This window comes from Streptomyces sp. NPDC029164, assembly GCF_055563995.1.
Map to the genome: position 1 here is coordinate 32958 of NZ_JBVHWW010000041.1, position 15660 is coordinate 48617.

13 protein-coding genes are annotated in these 15660 nt (G+C 73.1%); 11 read left to right on the forward strand and 2 right to left on the reverse strand.

Going from position 1 to position 15660, the window contains the following annotated elements; genetic code table 11:
* Window positions 1-252 precede the first annotated feature (252 nt).
* The 3 genes from ACZ4VT_RS31760 (at window position 253) to ACZ4VT_RS31770 (ending at window position 2606) form a co-directional block, all read left to right on the forward strand.
* On the forward strand, window positions 253-1416 hold the full coding sequence (locus ACZ4VT_RS31760) for a glycerophosphodiester phosphodiesterase (RefSeq protein WP_467954887.1): 1164 nt from the start codon (window positions 253-255) through the stop codon (window positions 1414-1416).
* Window positions 1417-1489: 73 nt separating this feature from the next.
* Window positions 1490-2062 carry an RNA polymerase sigma factor gene (locus tag ACZ4VT_RS31765; protein WP_467954888.1) on the forward strand — a complete coding sequence of 191 codons (573 nt, stop codon included), beginning with the start codon at window positions 1490-1492 and terminating at the stop codon, window positions 2060-2062.
* 37 nt (window positions 2063-2099) lie between these two features.
* Window positions 2100-2606, forward strand: a complete 507-nt coding sequence (locus ACZ4VT_RS31770) for a GNAT family N-acetyltransferase (protein ID WP_351289594.1) — start codon at window positions 2100-2102, stop codon at window positions 2604-2606.
* 4 nt (window positions 2607-2610) lie between these two features.
* On the opposite strand, the gene ACZ4VT_RS31775 is transcribed toward ACZ4VT_RS31770, so the two are convergent.
* Entirely contained in the window at window positions 2611-3033 is a 423-nt protein-coding gene (locus tag ACZ4VT_RS31775) for a hypothetical protein (RefSeq protein WP_467954889.1), read from the reverse strand.
* Window positions 3026-3394, reverse strand: a complete 369-nt coding sequence (locus ACZ4VT_RS31780; protein WP_467954890.1) for a hypothetical protein — start codon at window positions 3392-3394, stop codon at window positions 3026-3028. The genes ACZ4VT_RS31775 and ACZ4VT_RS31780 overlap by 8 nt, the downstream gene beginning before the upstream one ends.
* A gap of 578 nt (window positions 3395-3972) precedes the next feature.
* Here ACZ4VT_RS31780 and ACZ4VT_RS31785 point away from each other — a divergent pair.
* The 8 genes from ACZ4VT_RS31785 to ACZ4VT_RS31820 all read left to right on the forward strand — a co-directional run bounded on the left by ACZ4VT_RS31785 (window position 3973) and on the right by ACZ4VT_RS31820 (window position 15638).
* The gene (locus ACZ4VT_RS31785; RefSeq protein WP_467954891.1) at window positions 3973-5055 is read left to right on the forward strand and encodes a methionine ABC transporter ATP-binding protein; all 1083 of its coding nucleotides are present in this window, start codon (window positions 3973-3975) and stop codon (window positions 5053-5055) included.
* Entirely contained in the window at window positions 5052-5720 is a 669-nt protein-coding gene (locus tag ACZ4VT_RS31790) for a methionine ABC transporter permease (RefSeq protein ID WP_467954892.1), read from the forward strand. The genes ACZ4VT_RS31785 and ACZ4VT_RS31790 overlap by 4 nt, the downstream gene beginning before the upstream one ends.
* A gap of 111 nt (window positions 5721-5831) precedes the next feature.
* Complete coding sequence (locus ACZ4VT_RS31795; RefSeq protein ID WP_467954893.1) at window positions 5832-6695, forward strand: MetQ/NlpA family ABC transporter substrate-binding protein; 864 nt, start codon at window positions 5832-5834, stop codon at window positions 6693-6695.
* A gap of 236 nt (window positions 6696-6931) precedes the next feature.
* The gene (locus ACZ4VT_RS31800) at window positions 6932-7621 is read left to right on the forward strand and encodes a GNAT family N-acetyltransferase (protein WP_467954894.1); all 690 of its coding nucleotides are present in this window, start codon (window positions 6932-6934) and stop codon (window positions 7619-7621) included.
* Between the two features lie 76 nt (window positions 7622-7697).
* Window positions 7698-8900 (forward strand): precorrin-6y C5,15-methyltransferase (decarboxylating) subunit CbiE, encoded by a 1203-nt coding sequence (cbiE, locus tag ACZ4VT_RS31805; RefSeq protein WP_467954895.1) that lies wholly within the window; start codon window positions 7698-7700, stop codon window positions 8898-8900.
* Between the two features lie 274 nt (window positions 8901-9174).
* The gene (cobT, locus tag ACZ4VT_RS31810; protein WP_467954896.1) at window positions 9175-12360 is read left to right on the forward strand and encodes a nicotinate-nucleotide--dimethylbenzimidazole phosphoribosyltransferase; all 3186 of its coding nucleotides are present in this window, start codon (window positions 9175-9177) and stop codon (window positions 12358-12360) included.
* 1184 nt (window positions 12361-13544) lie between these two features.
* Complete coding sequence (gene cobA / locus ACZ4VT_RS31815) at window positions 13545-14777, forward strand: uroporphyrinogen-III C-methyltransferase (protein WP_467954897.1); 1233 nt, start codon at window positions 13545-13547, stop codon at window positions 14775-14777.
* A 42-nt stretch (window positions 14778-14819) separates the two neighbouring features.
* Entirely contained in the window at window positions 14820-15638 is an 819-nt protein-coding gene (locus tag ACZ4VT_RS31820) for a TrmH family RNA methyltransferase (protein ID WP_362803242.1), read from the forward strand.
* Window positions 15639-15660: the final 22 nt, after the last annotated feature.

Sequence of the window (15660 nt, forward strand, 5' to 3'; positions counted from 1 at the left end):
CACCCACCACACGGCGGTGGTGCAGGTGAGGACGATACTCGCGGGTCACGTCCGAGCGCACATCGGGTTCACGTGTCGGATACGGAGTGTTGACACACGTTTCCGCCAAGTTCCCCGGATGTGCCGTCGCCGCACCCCCTCCGGCCACCGCCTTTTGCCTACCATCGGCACGCCGATCACGGGCCGCGAGATGCCGAGACCATCAGAGATCCCGGAACCGCGCGCCCGTCACGACGACGAGGAGTGGCACTCATGACACAGGGTGGGGCAGCGCGGCGCACGGTCCTGGGGGCGGCCGTCCTGGCGGCCGGGGGCGGCATCACCGGACTCGCGGCGGGATCCGCGTCCGCCGCGAGCGGCGGGCACGGCGACGGAGGGTACCGGGACCTCCCCTGCCCCACGGTCATCGGCCACCGCGGAGCCAGCGGCTACCGGCCGGAGCACACGCTCGGCTCCTACCAGCTGGCACTCGACCTGGGCGCCGACGTCGTCGAGCAGGACCTGGTCCCGACGAAGGACGGGCACCTGGTGTGCCGGCACGAGAACGAGATCGGCGGCACCACCGACGTCGCCGACCACCCCGGGTTCGCCGCCCGGCGCACCACCAAGTCCGTCGACGGGGTCTCCGTCACCGGCTGGTTCACCGAGGACTTCACCCTCGCCGAGCTGAAGACCCTGCGCGCGAAGGAACGCATCCCCGCCGTCCGCCAGCGCAACACGCTCTACGACGGCCAGTGGGCCGTGCCCACCTTCGAGGAGGTGCTGCGCTGGGCCGACCGCGAGGGCAAGCGGCGCGGCAAGCGGGTCTGGCTGCACGTCGAGACCAAGCACCCCGGCTACTTCCGCGGCCTCGGCCTCGGCCTGGAGGAGCCCCTCGCCAAGCTGCTGCGCCGCTACGGGCGCGACGGGCGGAGCGCGGCCGTCTTCCTCCAGTCCTTCGAGCCCTCCAGCATCCAGCGGCTCTCCCGGCTGGTCTCCGCGCCCCGCGTCGTGCTGCTCTCCGCGGCGAACACGCGTCCCTGGGACTTCGAACAGGCCAAGGACCCGCGGACGGTCGCGGACCTGGTCAAGCCCGAGGGCCTGAAGTGGATCTCCGGCTTCGCCCAGGGCATCGGCCCGACCATGGACCTGATCCTCCCGCGCACGGCGGACGGCCGGCTCGGGACGCCGACCACCCTGGTGAAGGACGCGCACGCGCGCGGGCTGGTGCTGCACCCCTACACCGCGCGCAACGAGAACAGCTTCCTGCCGGCCGAGTACCGCAAGGGCACGGATCCGGCCGGCTACGGCGACGCCCTCGCCGCCTTCCGGACCTACTTCGAACAGGGCATCGACGGGATCTTCACCGACAACCCGGACACCGGACTGCTCGCGGCCGAGGCCTTCCGCCCGGGCCGACGCCCCGTCAACGGCTGAGCGAAGCTTCCCGAACGAGTGGGCCGGGCCCGGCGGGGAAACCGCGGGGCCCGGCCCACTCGTCCCGCCCGGCATGGACCTGCTGAAGGCTGACCTCTTTGAGAAGCTCGGCCCGCTGCTCTCCGCGGAGGCGGCGGCGGAAGCCGCGGGCACCGGGGTGGACGCGGCCGACCTGGAACAAGCCGTCTGGGTCAGGCTGCTGGAGAGCGGCCGGCGCGCCCCCGATCCCGCCGAGCCGGCGGAGCCGGCGCGCTGGCTGCGCCGGGCGGTACGGGCGGAGGCCCGCCTGGCCCGGCGCCGGGCCAGGCGGGAGATCCCGTACGACGGCCCGCCGGCCGGCGACAGCGCGGGGGGCGAACCGGCCGCCGGCCGCGAACCGGCCGCGGGGGCCGAACCGGAAGACGCCCTTCTGGACCGGGAGGTGAACCGCGCACTCCGATCGGCGGTCGCCCGGTTGCCCGGACGCTGTCCGGAGCTGATGCGGGCACTTCTTTCGCCCAGAGACCTCACTTACCGTGAAATCGCAGGAGAGTTGGGTATCTCACAAGGAAGTTTGGGGCCCGTCCGTTCCCGTTGCCTGGGATGTCTGCGCAGAATGCTGGCTGCAGAGGTTGCGGCTCCTGGCCTTCGGGGAAAGGAGCGGTAGACCAACGGGCTACCAGGTGAGCTGGAGGCATGCGCACATGGGCATGAGCGTGACCATTTCGGCGGCGGCTGCCGAGGACGCTGAGCAGATCTTCAAACTGCAGTACCTGGCCTTCCAGCGCGAGGCCGAGCTGTACGGCAACTACCTCATCCAGCCGCTCACCCAGTCCCTGGACTCCCTCAAGGGGGAGCTCGCCACGGACACCGTCCTGGTGGCCCGGCTCGGCGACGAGATCGTCGGCACCGTGCGCGGCAACGTGGACGAGGACGGCACCGCCAAGATCGCCAAGCTGTGCGTCCACCCGCGCCTGCAGGGCCACGGGCTCGGCGCGCGCCTGCTGCGCGCGGTCGAGGAGGCCCTCGCGAGCCCCGGCACCACCACCCGCTTCCGTCTGCACACCGGCCACAAGAGCGAGTCCAACCTGCGCCTCTACCGCAAGGCCGGCTACGTGAAGGTCGGCGGACGCACGGCTTCCGACGGGGTCCAGCTGGTGATCCTGGAGAAGGAGGCCAAGGACCCGACCGACTTCGCGGTCAGCGCGTAGCCGGTCAGCGCTTCGTGCGCAGCCAGAGCATCCCGGTGATCGGCAGGATCACCGGGATGAACAGGTAGCCCATCCCGAAGGCCGACCACACGGTCGTGTCGGGGAAGGCGTCGGGGTTCACCAGGGTCCAGGTGCCCACGGCCAGTACGCCGGCGAGCTCGGCGGCGCAGCAGACCAGCGCCGCCTTGCGGGCCGTCTCGCCGCCGCGCACCAGCGAGTACGTGATGAACGCGTAGGCCAGCGCCGCCACGGCCGACAGCGAGTAGGCGAGCGGTGCCTTGTCGAACTCGGTGGAGATCTGGAAGGCCGAGCGGGACACCGCGCCCACCACCATCACCCCGTAGAGCCACACCAGCAGCAGCCCGGGCCCGGAGACCAGCCCCTTGCGCCCGGCGGGGGTGACGGTCTTCGTCTCAGCGTCAGGCACCGGTGGTTCCCCAGATGTCGTAGAGCCGTACTTCGAGGACGGCGAGGACGACCGCGCCGGCGGCCACCGTGACCGATCCCCACCTGGTCCGCTCGGTCAGCGAGAGCATGCCGGCCGCCGGCACCGCCGCGAAGGCGCCCAGCAGGTACGACACGAAGATCACCGTGCCCTCGTCGGGCTTCTCGCCCAGCCCCAGCTTGACCAGGCCGATCACCAGCTGGGCCAGGACCAGCACGGTCACGACGGCCATGCCGATGAAATGCCAGTCCTTGGTCGGCTGGTCCCGCCATGCGGCGTGGCCGCACCAGGCGGCGAGGGCGAGTGCGGCCACGCCGATGGCGACCGTCAGGGCGTCGAGCATGCAGCGAGGGTATTACGGGCCGAAAGACCCGATGCGCGCGCCCCTTGCGGCCGGCCCCGCGCTCCCGCGTCCGCGCGCCGCGCGGACCGTGGTCTTGACCACAGCGCCCCCTCCCGCCGGACCGCGGACCGGTGCGTCCGCCCCGGGCCCGCAGGCCGCGTCGACGCAGGTCAGGGGCGCCGGTGCGGCGACGGGTGTGGACCAGTCCCGTCCGGTATGCGGGCAGAAATAGTCCGCTATCCGGACACCGTTGATCGGTCAGGGGAGACGTCTGCTTTACTTGGGCCCATGACCACGACGAGCAGCCGCACCCTTGCGACCGAGGCGACGATGACGCCCGGTGCTCGTTGTATGTGTCGAATGTGCGCCTTCTGAGGGCCCCTTCCTGAGCCTCGCGCCCCGAAGCGAGACCAGCCGCGCCAGAGCGTCACCCGCTGATGAACGGCCCGGCTCACTCCTGCCCCGCGCATGCGTCCAAGCCATCGTTTTCTGATGGTTCGTCCCGTATCGCGTCCCCAGATGTTCGCCCCGTGCACGGCACCCCGCTGCGCCGTGCACTCGACAGCGACGGAAATCCTGTGATCACCACATCGGGCCTCACGAAGGTCTACCAGTCCCGTGGCCGTGAGGTCACCGCCCTGGACGGCGTCGATCTCCACGTCCGCGAGGGCGAGGTGTACGGAGTCATCGGCCAGAGCGGCGCCGGCAAGTCCTCCCTGATCCGCTGCGTGAACCTGCTGGAGCGCCCCACCACCGGCACCGTGAGCGTCGACGGAGTCGACCTCACCGCGCTCGCCGGCCGCGGCCGCCGCGCCGGCAAGGAGCTCCGCGAGGCCCGCAGCCGCATCGGCATGGTCTTCCAGCACTTCAACCTGCTGTCCTCGCGCACCGTCCAGGGCAACGTCGAACTGCCCCTGGAGATCCTCGGCGTCTCCGGCCGCGAGCGCTCCCGCAAGGCACTCGAACTCCTCGACCTGGTCGGCCTCGCCGACAAGGCCAAGGCCTATCCCACCCAGCTCTCCGGCGGCCAGAAGCAGCGCGTGGGCATCGCCCGCGCCCTGGCCGGCGACCCCAAGGTGCTGCTGTCCGACGAGGCCACCAGCGCCCTGGACCCCGAGACCACCCGCTCCATCCTGGGGCTGCTGCGCGACCTCAACCAGCAGCTCGGCCTCACCGTGCTGCTCATCACGCACGAGATGGACGTGGTCAAGAGCGTCTGTGACTCGGCCGCCCTGATGAAGAACGGCCGCATCGTCGAATCCGGCACGGTCGCCGAACTGCTCGCCACCCCCGGCTCCGAGCTCGCCGGCGAGCTCTTCCCGGTCACCGGCGCCGCCACCGGCCCCGACCACACGGTCGTCGACGTCACCTTCCACGGTGAGGCCGCCGCCCAGCCGGTCATCTCGCAGCTCTCGCGCACGTACAACATCGACATCTCGATCCTCGGCGCCGCGATGGACACCGTCGCCGGCCGGCTGATCGGCCGCATGCGCATCGAGCTGCCCGGCCGCTACGAGGACAACGTCGTCCCGGTGGGCTTCCTGCGCGAACAGGGCCTCCAGGTCGACGTGATCGACGTGATCGACGTGATCGACGAGGCCGAGCAGATCGACGAGATCGACGACGAACTGGCCGCGCTGGTCAAGGATGGTGCGAAGTGACCTGGTCCGAGATGCAGCCCCTGCTCACCCAGGGCACGTACGACACCCTCTACATGGTGCTGTGGTCCACCCTGGTGACCGTGCTCGGCGGACTGCCCATCGGCATCCTGCTCGTGCTGACCGACAAGGGCGGGCTGCTGCAGAACCAGCCGCTCAACAAGGTCCTCGGCGTGATCGTGAACATAGGCCGCTCGCTGCCGTTCATCATCCTGCTGATCTTCCTGATCCCGGTCACCACCGCGGTCGTCGGCACCTTCATCGGCCCCACCGCCATGATCGTCCCGCTGGCCATCGGCGCCGTCCCCTTCTTCGCCCGGCTCGTCGAGACGGCCGTCCGCGAGGTGGACCACGGCCTGATCGAGGCCGTCGAGTCCATGGGCGGCGGCGTCCCCACCCTCGTCGGCAAGGTGCTCCTGCCGCAGGCCCTGCCCTCGCTCGTCGCCGGCGTCACCACCACCGTCATCACCCTCGTCGGCTACTCCGCCATGGCCGGCGCCGTCGGCGGCGAAGGACTCGGCTCCAAGGCCATCACGTACGGCTTCCAGCGCTTCGAGACCGGCTTCATGGTCGCCACCGTCGCGGTCCTGATCGTCCTCGTCACGGCCATCCAGCTGATCGGCGACGGCGCCGTCCGCCTCCTGGCCCGCCGCGGCCGCACCGCCTGACCCGGCCCGCCGGCCACCCCCGACCTTCCCACCCCACAGAGCCCGCACTTGTCGTGCTTGGGCCACCACCAGCAAGTCCTCGGTACTTGTTCAGCAAGAAAGGCACTCTTCGTGCGTAAGAACATCAAGCTCACCGCCCTCGCCGCCACGGCCACCGCGCTCACCCTCGGCCTCACCGCCTGCGGCAGCTCCTCGGACCCGTCCTCCACCAAGTCCGACGGCGGCAAGGCCGACGAGAGCAAGCCGCTCGTCATCGCGGCCTCCCCGAGCCCGCACGCCGACATCCTGAACTTCGTCAAGGACAACCTCGCGGCGAAGGAAGGCCTCAAGCTCGACGTCAAGGAGTTCACGGACTACGTCCTGCCGAACACCGCCACCGAGCAGGGCCAGGTCAACGGCAACTTCTTCCAGCACAAGCCGTACCTCGACGACTTCAACAAGAAGAACGGCACGCACATCGTGCCCGTCGTGAACGTGCACCTGGAGCCCCTCGGCCTCTACTCCAAGAAGGTCAAGGCGATCGCGGACATCAAGGCCGGCCAGACCATAGCCGTCCCCAACGACACCACCAACGAGGGCCGCGCGCTCCAGCTGCTCGCCGCGCACAACCTGATCACCCTCAAGGAGGGTGTCGGCACCAGCGCCAAGCTGTCCGACATCACCGACAAGAAGGGCCTGGAGTTCAAGGAGCTGGAGGCCGCCACGGTCCCGCGCGCCCTGAACGACGTGGACGCCGCCGTCATCAACGGCAACTACGCCATCGAGGCCAAGCTGTCGCCCGCCAAGGACGCGCTGATCCTGGAGAAGGCCGAGGGCAACCCCTACGCCAACTTCCTCGCGGTCAAGGACGGCAACCAGAACGACCCGCGGATCCAGAAGCTCGCCAAGCTCCTGAACTCCGACGAGGTCAAGAAGTTCATCGACGAGAAGTACCAGGGCTCGGTCATCCCGGCCTTCGGCGCCCCGGCCTCCTGAGCCGGCGGGCCGGCCCCAGGGCCCGGCCCCGCGGTCAGGAATCTCGGCCCCGCACGCCCCTGACGGCGCGCGGGGCCGAGCTCTGCCCGCTTCCGGGCAACCCGGCCCTGCACTTCCCCCGGTCGATGCTGCATGCTGTGGCCTACGACCCGTAGAGACGGTCCCGCATGAACGGTCCCTCACCACGGTCGCATCGCACCACGGTCGCACCACGTTTCTCAGGCATGGAGCTGCGCATGACTACCACCTTCCCGGACGTCACCATCAGCACGGACCGGCTGGTGCTGCGCCCCTTCGAGGAAGAGGACGTCACCGCGCTCACCGAGATGATGAACGACGAGCACGTCACCGCCTGGACCACCGCGGCGCACCCCTACACCCACGCCGACGCCCACGACTGGGCCACCCGGGACTCCCACGCCGAACGCACCGAAGGCCGCGGCATCGTCTTCGCCGTCACCGAGTTCCTCACCCAGCGCCTCGTCGGCATCGTCCACCTCCAGAACACCAACTGGCGCACCCGCGCCACCGAGGTCGGATACGTCACCGCCCCCTGGGCCCGCGGCGAGGGCTACGCCAGCGAGTCCGTACAGGCCGTCGCCCAATGGCTCTTCCGCGACCAGGGGTTCGAGCGCCTCGAACTGCGCACCGCCGCCGACAACACCGCCTCCCAGCAGGTGGCGCAGAAGATCGGCTGCATCAGCGAAGGCGTCCTGCGCAACGCGTGGATAGTGCGCACGCAGACCCCCGACGGCGGCTGGACCGACACCCGCACCGACCTCATCGTCTGGAGCCTCGTCCCCGAGGACCTCGACGAAGGCGACGGCTACGACGGCTACGACTCCTACGACGGCTACGCGGGCAGCACCGCCTTCGGGCAGCGCGCCGACGCGCACGGCCGCACCGTCGGCGCCGACTGGAACTGAACCGATGACCGGGTAGTCTCACCGTGCCCGCCCCGACCGAACTTCGCCCCGCCCCCACACCAGGAGACTGACGACGATGGCCGACCGGGTCACGGTGATCGGCTGGGACGGTTCGCCCCTCACCGCGGCCGCCCGGTCCGCGCTCTCCGCCGCCACCCTCGTGGCCGGCGCCGCGCACCACCTCGCACTCCCCGAGGTCCCGCCCACCGCCGAACGCATCCGCCTCGGCAGCCTCGGCCTCGCCGCCCGCCGCATCGCCGGCCACCGCGGCACCGCCGTCGTCTTCGCCGACGGGGACCCCGGCTTCTTCGGCGTCGTACGCACCCTGCGCGCCCCCGAGCACGGCCTGGAGGTCGAGGTGGTCCCGGCCGTCTCCTCCGTCGCCGCCGCCTTCGCCCGCGCCGGCATGCCCTGGGACGACGCCCAGGTCGTCGTCGCCCACCCCCGCACCCTGCGCCGCGCCGTCAACGTCTGCCGCGCCCACGCCAAGGTCGCCGTCCTCACCTCGCCCGGCGCCGGCCCCGCCGAACTCGCGCTGCTCCTGGACGGAGTCCACCGCACCTTCGTCGTCTGCGAGGAACTCGGCACGGACCGGGAGCAGGTGAGCGTCCTCACCTCCGACAAGGCCGCCGACCACAGCTGGCGCGACCCGAACGTCGTCATCGTCATCGGCGGCGGCGGACAGGCCCCGGCCGCCGACCCGGGCTGGCTGCTCGGCCAGAGCCCCGCCCTCTCCACCGACCGCGGCTGGGCCCGCCCTCAGCCCGACACGGGCGAAGGGGAGTCGGCACAACTGCGCGCCGCCCAGCTCGCCCGGCTCGGCCCGCGCACCGGCGACCTCGTCTGGGACATCGGCGCCGGCTCCGGCGGCGTGGCCGTGGACGCGGCCGCCCTCGGCGCCGCCGTCATCGCCGTCGACGCCGACCCGCGCGCCTGCGAACGCACAACTGCCGCCGCCCGCAAGCGCGGAGTGCAGCTCCAGGTCGTCGCCGGGCGCGCACCGCACGTACTGGAGGACCTGCCCGAGCCCGACGTCGTCCGCGTCGGCGGCGGCGGGGCCGAGGTCGTCGCGGCCGTCGCCGACCGCCGCCCCGAACGGATCGTCAGCCACGCCTCCACGCGCGACGAGGCGGAGGCCATCGGCCGCGCCCTCACCGAACACGGGTACGCCGTCGAGTGCGCGCTGCTCCAGTCCGTCGCCCTGGACCCCCGCACCTGGGCCGAACAGGACCGTTCCGTGGTGTTCCTCCTGTCGGCAGAACGCCCTGTGACCCGCTGAGACGAGGGCCGGGGTAGGCTGGCCGATCGTCGTACTGCCTCGACGTTTCGGGCATCGCGACACCGCCGGAACGCGCGACGTGGCGCAGTCCACAGAGGACCACGGCGGTTATGGCCGCCACGATGGCTAACGGGCGCGACAATGCTTAGTGGTTGTCGTGCGGGCGGATGTGAGACGGACCCGTCGCACGCCGGCCCCGCACGGCAACTCCGCTTGGAGGCCTCGTGGGCGACCGGGCGACCGACGAGGCAGAACCGATGGGCGAGGGGTAAGCATGACTGACACCGGCCAGGTACCGGGCGAGGGTCTCCCGGACAGTGCGGGCATGGTGGATCAGCAGGGCGTCCCCGCTCCGGTCCCGATCCCGGCACCGATCCCCGGCGGCTACGCCTTCCAGGACCTCATGGACAACCCGGCCGAGCCGGAGGACGAGGAACTGCTGCTGATGCCGAGCGGCCAGGGCGCGTGGAGCGACCCGCAGGTCGTCCCGCCGGCCCCCGTCTTCCCCGTGGACCCCCAGCTCCCCGCGCCGCCGGCATACACCGACGCTTCCTACGGCGCCGGGCCCGGGTACCCCGAGGCCCCGGCGTACGCGGAGCCGGCCGGGTACCCCGAGCCCGCCGCGTACCCCGGTTTCCCCCCGTCCTCCTTCCCCGACAGCGGCTACAGCGCGGGCGCGCACGAGGCGGGCGGCCGTGACTCCGGCGCGCTCGACCTCGGCGGGCTCGTCGTCCCGCCGCCCGCGACCCCCGCCGCTCCGGTGGCCCCCGCGGCTCCCGTCCGTCGCCCGCTGCACATGGGCCCGCCCGTGCCCGAGGCCACCGGCGGAGTCGTACGCTCCCTCGCGGACCGCGGCCCGGCCGCGGCCCCCGCTCCGGCCGCCCCGATGGCCGCCGTGCTGACCACCCCGGCGGCGCCCACACCGCTCCGCCAGGCGGGGCCCCCGACCACGGGCCCGGAGTACCTGGACGTCCCGCGCGCGGAGGCCGTCGCGGCCCCCGCCGCGCAGCCGGGCGAGATCCCGCCGCAGGCCGGGGCCCCCTGGGCAGCGGAGCCCGTGGCCGCGCCGGAGCCGGTCGAGGCCGCGCCCGAGCCGGTGGCGGAGGCCGCGCCCGTGCAGGCCGTCGAGCCCGCGCAGCCGCCCGTGGACCCGGAGCCGCTCGCCGTCCCCGCAGAAACGGTGGTTCAGGCCGAGCAGCCCGAGCCGCAGCCCGAGGCCGTCGTGGCCGAGGCGGCGCCCGCGGCAGCCGAGCCCGTCCAGCCCGAGCCGGTCGAGCCCGAGGCCGTCCAGCCCGTCGCGACGCCGGAGCCGATCGAGGTCGCGCCGGAGCCCGTGGCCCCCATCGAGGCCATCGCCGCCGAGCCGGTCCGGCCGGAGCCCGTCGAGGCCCAGCCCGAGCCGGTCGCCCCGGTCGAGGCCGTCGCGGTCGAGCCCGTCCAGCCCGAGCCCGTCGTACCCGTCGTGCCCGTCGCGCCGGAGCCGACCGAGGTCGCGCCCGAGCCCGTCGAGGCCGTCGCCGCCGAGCCGGTCCAGCAGGTCCAGCCGGAGCCCGTCGAAGCGCAGCCCGAGCCCGTCGAGCCGGAGCTGATCGAGGTCGCGCCGGTCGAGGCCGTCGTCGCCGAGCCGGTCCGGCCGGAGCCCGTCGAGGCCCAGCCCGAGCCGGTCGCGCCCGCCGAGGCCCAGCCCGAAGCCCAGCCCGAGGCACCCGCCCCGGCCGAGCACGCCGGCGACCCGGCCCCCGCCTACGACGACGCCGAGCGCGAGGCCGTCCTGCGCGTCATGCGCGAGCGCCGCGACATCCGCAAGGGCTTCCGTACCGACCCGATCCCGCACGAGGTGCTGCTCCGCGTCCTGGAGGCGGCCCACACCGCGCCCAGCGTCGGCCACTCCCAGCCCTGGGACTTCGTCGTCATCCGCTCCGCCGAGACCCGCCGGACGATGCACGAGCTCGCCCAGCGCCAGCGCGAGGCCTACGCCAAGTCGCTGCCCAAGGGCCGGGCGAAGCAGTTCAAGGAACTCAAGATCGAGGCCATCCTCGACACCCCGGTGAACATCGTCGTCACCGCCGACCCCACCCGCGGCGGCCGCCACACCCTCGGCCGGCACACCCAGCCGCAGATGGCCCCGTACTCCTCGGCCCTCGCCGTCGAGAACCTCTGGCTCGCCGCCCGCGCCGAAGGCCTCGGCGTCGGCTGGGTCAGCTTCTTCGACGAGCGCGAGATGGTCCGCGAGCTCGGCCTGCCGGAGCACCTGGAGGTCGTCGCCTACCTGTGCGTCGGCTACGTCGACGAGTTCCCCGAGGAGCCCGAGCTGGCCCAGGCCGGCTGGTCCCAGCGGCGGCCGCTCTCGTGGGTCGTCCACGAGGAGACGTACGGGCGCCGCGCGCTGCCCGGCGAGGAGCCGCACGACCTGCTCTCGGAGACGGTCGCCAGCATCCGCCCGCTCGACGCGAAGGCGCTCGGCGAGGCGTGGGAGCGGCAGAAGCGCATGACCAAGCCCGCCGGGGCCCTGGGCATGCTGGAGATCATCTCCGCGCAGCTGTCCGGCCTCTCTCGGGTCTGCCCGCCGCCGATCCCCGAGCCGGCCGCCGTCGCGATCTTCGCCGGTGACCACGGGGTGCACGCCCAGGGCGTCACCCCCTGGCCCCAGGAGGTCACCACGCAGATGGTGGCCAACTTCCTGGGCGGCGGCGCGGTCTGCAACGCGTTCGCGAACCAGGTCGGGGCGGAGGTCTGCGTGATCGACGTCGGCGTCGCCGGCGACCTCCCGGCCACGCCGGGCCTGCTCCCGCGCAAGGTCCGCCCGGGCACGGCCGACCTCTCGGTCGGCCCGGCGATGACCCGCGAGGAGGCGATCGCGGCCATCGAGGTCGGCATCGAGACGGCCCGCGACCTGGTGGCGGCGGGCAACAAGGCCCTCCTCACCGGTGAGATGGGCATCGCGAACACCACGGTCTCCGCCGCGCTCATCTCGGTCTTCACGGGCGTCGACCCGGCGGAGGTCACAGGCCGCGGCACGGGCATCAACGACGAGACGCACGCCCGCAAGGTCGAGGTCGTACGCCGCGCCCTTGACCTCCACCAGCCGGACCCGGCGGACCCGATCGGCGTCCTGGCCGCCATCGGTGGCCTGGAGCACGCGGCGATCGTCGGTCTGCTCCTGGGCGGAGCCTCCCTCCGCACCCCAGTCATCCTGGACGGAGTCAGCGCCGGCGCCGCGGCCCTCGTCGCCCGGGCCATCGCCCCGGAGTCCCTCTCGGCGTGCATCGCGGGCCACCGCAGCGCGGAGCCGGGGCACGTGGCGGCCCTGAACAAGCTCGGCCTGCGCCCCCTGGTCGACCTGGACCTCCGCCTCGGCGAGGGCACCGGCGCGCTGCTGGCCCTCCCGCTGGTCCAGAGCGCGGCCCGCGCGATGCACGAGGTCGCCACCTTCGACTCGGCCGGCGTCACAGAAAAGTAACCCGCCAGGCCCAAGGCCCACCCGGCGCGTACGCCTCAATCGCCGGCGAGCCCGGACGATACGGGGGCGAACCAACTGGATGGCCGGGTCCGCCCCAACACCCGTGGCTCCGCCCCGACCCCCGCGCCTCAATCGCCGGCGAGGCTGGATGGTGTGCGGCGGGACTGGATGGTGTGCGGCGGGGCTGGATTGTGGGGCGACCCCGGATTGTGCAGGGCGAGCCCGGACCGGTACGGGGACGGACCAGCTGGGTGGCCGGGTGCGGCTTACTGCCCGGGGCTCCGCCCCGAACCCCGCGCCTCAATCGCCGGCGGGGCTGGATGGTGTGCGGCGGGGCTGGATTGTGGGGGGCGAGCCCGGATTGTGCAGGGCGAGCCCGGACGGTACGGGGGCGGGCCTGCTGGGTGGCCGGGTGCGGCTTACTGCCCGGGGCTCCGCCCCGAACCCCGCGCCTCAATCGCCGGCGAGGCTGGATGGTGTGCGGCGAGGCGGCATTGTGTGCGGCGGGGCTGAACTCTGGGCGGGGGCGGGGGCTGGTCTGCCCGGAGGGGGATTCGGCTGGCTGGTGGGTGGGCCGTGGGGTGGGGACACTCCGGGGCGTCCCCGCAGGTCGAGCGAACCCATCGCCGGGCAACGGGCCGGTCAGGCTCAGGGTTCGCGAGCCGAGGAGACGTCCCGGAGGGGCACCGCCCCACCCCGAAGCCGCCCCCCGAACCCCAGCCTCAAGGCCGAGATCCCGGGCAAGGGTCCGACGAGGGGGCACCGCCCCACCTCGGTGGCCCCCGGACCCCGGGCTCCAGGCCGAGATCCCGGGCAGGGTGCCGACGAAGGGGGCACCGCCCCACCTCGGTGGCCCCCGGACCCCGGGCTCCAGGCCGAGATCCCGGGCAGGGTGCCGACGAGGGGCACCGCTCTACCCCGAGGCCGCCCCCGGACCCCGGGCTCACGGCCCGGCCGCCGGGTGAGGTGGCGATCAGGCGACCCGACCCGACCCGACCCGACCCGACCGACCCGGGCAGGGCAGGGCCCGGGGGTTGGGCGTGGGACCCGTCCGCGCTGCGGGACGGCCCGCGCCGTATGGTGGACCAGCACCGCATCACCGCACGTCAGTACCCCGCCGCTCCAGCGCCGCAGCGGCACGCAAGAGCACCGCACCGCCGCCGCCCCCAGGAGCCGCAACCGCCATGGCCGACACCCCCGCCTATCCCGTAGGACTCCGACTCGCCGGCCGCCGCGTCGTCGTCATCGGCGGCGGCCAGGTCGCCCAGCGCCGCCTCCCCGCGCTCGTCGCGGCCGGCGCCGACGTCCTGCTCGTCTCGCCCTCCGCCACCCCTTCCGTGGACGCCATGGCCGAGACCGGCGAGATCCGCTGGGAGCGCCGCCGCTACGAGGACGGTGACCTGGCCGGCGCCTGGTACGCCCTCATCGCCACCCGCGACCGGGCCGCGAACGACGCCGCCTCCGCCGAAGCCGAGCGCGAGCGGATCTGGTGCGTGCGCGCCGACGACGCCGAGGCCGCCACCGCCTGGACCCCGGCCACCGGCCGCGTCGAGGGTGTCACCGTCGCCGTGCTGAGCGGCAACGACCCGCGCCGTTCCGCCGCCGTCCGGGACGCCGTCGTCGAGGGGCTGCGCGACGGCACCCTCACCGCCGCCCGCCCCCGCACCCCCGGCGTGTCCCTCGTCGGCGGCGGGCCCGGCGACCCCGACCTCATCACCGTGCGCGGCCGCCGCCTCCTCGCCGAGGCCGACGTGGTCATCGCCGACCGGCTCGGCCCCCGCGACCTGCTCGACGAGCTGCCCCCGCACGTCGAGGTCATCGACGCCGCGAAGATCCCGTACGGCCGTTTCATGGCCCAGGAGGCCATCAACAACGCGCTGATCGAGCACGCCAAGGCCGGCAAGGCCGTGGTGCGGCTCAAGGGCGGGGACCCGTACGTCTTCGGCCGCGGCATGGAGGAGCTCCAGGCGCTCGCGGAGGCGGGCATCCCGTGCACCGTCGTGCCCGGCATCTCCAGCTCCATCTCGGTGCCCGGCGCCGTCGGCATCCCGGTCACCCACCGGGGTGTGGCCCACGAGTTCACCGTGGTCAGCGGGCACGTCGGGCCCGACGACCCGCGCTCCCTCGTGGACTGGGCGGCCCTCGCCAAGCTCACCGGCACCCTGGTGATCCTCATGGGTGTCGACAAGATCGGTCTGATCGCCGGGGCGCTCGTACGGCACGGCCGCGCGGCCGACACCCCCGTCGCGGTCGTCCAGGAGGGCACCACCGCCACCCAGCGCCGGGTGGACGCCACCCTCGCCACGGTCGGCGAGCGGGTCCGTGCCGAGGAGGTCCGCCCGCCGGCCGTCATCGTCATCGGCGAGGTCGTCCGCGTCAACGCCCCCGGCACCAGCGCCCCCAGCACCAGCGCCTGACAGGCCGTTGGCACCGCACCCAGGACAAGGCAGTATCACCCTGTGGCTGATCTCATCACCGTCGAGGACCCCGACGACCCGCGCCTGCGCGACTACACGGGCCTGACCGACGTCGAACTGCGGCGCAGGCGCGAGCCCGCCGAAGGACTCTTCATCGCCGAGGGCGAGAAGGTCATCAGACGCGCCAAGGACGCCGGCTACGAGATGCGCTCGATGCTGCTGTCGGCGAAGTGGGTCGACGTCATGCGCGACGTCATCGACGAACTCCCGGCTCCGGTCTACGCCGTCAGCCCCGAGCTCGCCGAACGCGTCACCGGCTACCACGTGCACCGCGGCGCCCTCGCCTCCATGCAGCGCAAGCCGCTGCCCACGGCCGAGGAGCTCCTCGCCACGACCCGCCGCGTGGTCGTCATGGAAGCGGTCAACGACCACACCAACATCGGGGCGATCTTCCGCAGCGCCGCCGCCCTCGGCATGGACGCGGTGCTGCTGTCCCCCGACTGCGCGGACCCGCTCTACCGCCGCTCGGTGAAGGTGTCCATGGGCGCCGTGTTCTCCGTCCCCTACGCCCGCCTGGAGGCCTGGCCCAAGAGCCTGGACTCGGTGCGGGAGGCGGGCTTCAAGCTGCTCGCCCTCACCCCGCACGAGAAGGCCTCGCCGATCGACGTGGCCGCGCCGCAGTCCCTGGAACGGGTCGCGCTGATGCTCGGCGCCGAGGGGGACGGTCTGTCCACGCAGGCGCTGGTCGCCGCCGACGAGTGGGTACGGATCCCGATGGCACACGGCGTGGACTCGCTGAACGTGGGCGCGGCCGCCGCCGTCGCCTTCTACGCCGTCGCCCAGGGCCGCGAGACGGCGTAGCGACGGCCGGCAGACAGTGTGC

Bases quoted from the DNA above. Each gene is read 5' to 3' on its own strand.
- ACZ4VT_RS31780 (WP_467954890.1), bottom strand. From the start codon at position 3,394: ATGCTCGACGCCCTGACGGTCGCCATCGGCGTGGCCGCACTCGCCCTC.
- cobT (WP_467954896.1), top strand. From the start codon at position 9,175: ATGACTGACACCGGCCAGGTACCGGGCGAGGGTCTCCCGGACAGTGCG.
- ACZ4VT_RS31800 (WP_467954894.1), top strand. From the start codon at position 6,932: ATGACTACCACCTTCCCGGACGTCACCATCAGCACGGACCGGCTGGTG.
- cobA (WP_467954897.1), top strand. From the start codon at position 13,545: ATGGCCGACACCCCCGCCTATCCCGTAGGACTCCGACTCGCCGGCCGC.
- ACZ4VT_RS31760 (WP_467954887.1), top strand. From the start codon at position 253: ATGACACAGGGTGGGGCAGCGCGGCGCACGGTCCTGGGGGCGGCCGTC.
- ACZ4VT_RS31770 (WP_351289594.1), top strand. From the start codon at position 2,100: ATGGGCATGAGCGTGACCATTTCGGCGGCGGCTGCCGAGGACGCTGAG.
- cbiE (WP_467954895.1), top strand. From the start codon at position 7,698: ATGGCCGACCGGGTCACGGTGATCGGCTGGGACGGTTCGCCCCTCACC.
- ACZ4VT_RS31765 (WP_467954888.1), top strand. From the start codon at position 1,490: ATGGACCTGCTGAAGGCTGACCTCTTTGAGAAGCTCGGCCCGCTGCTC.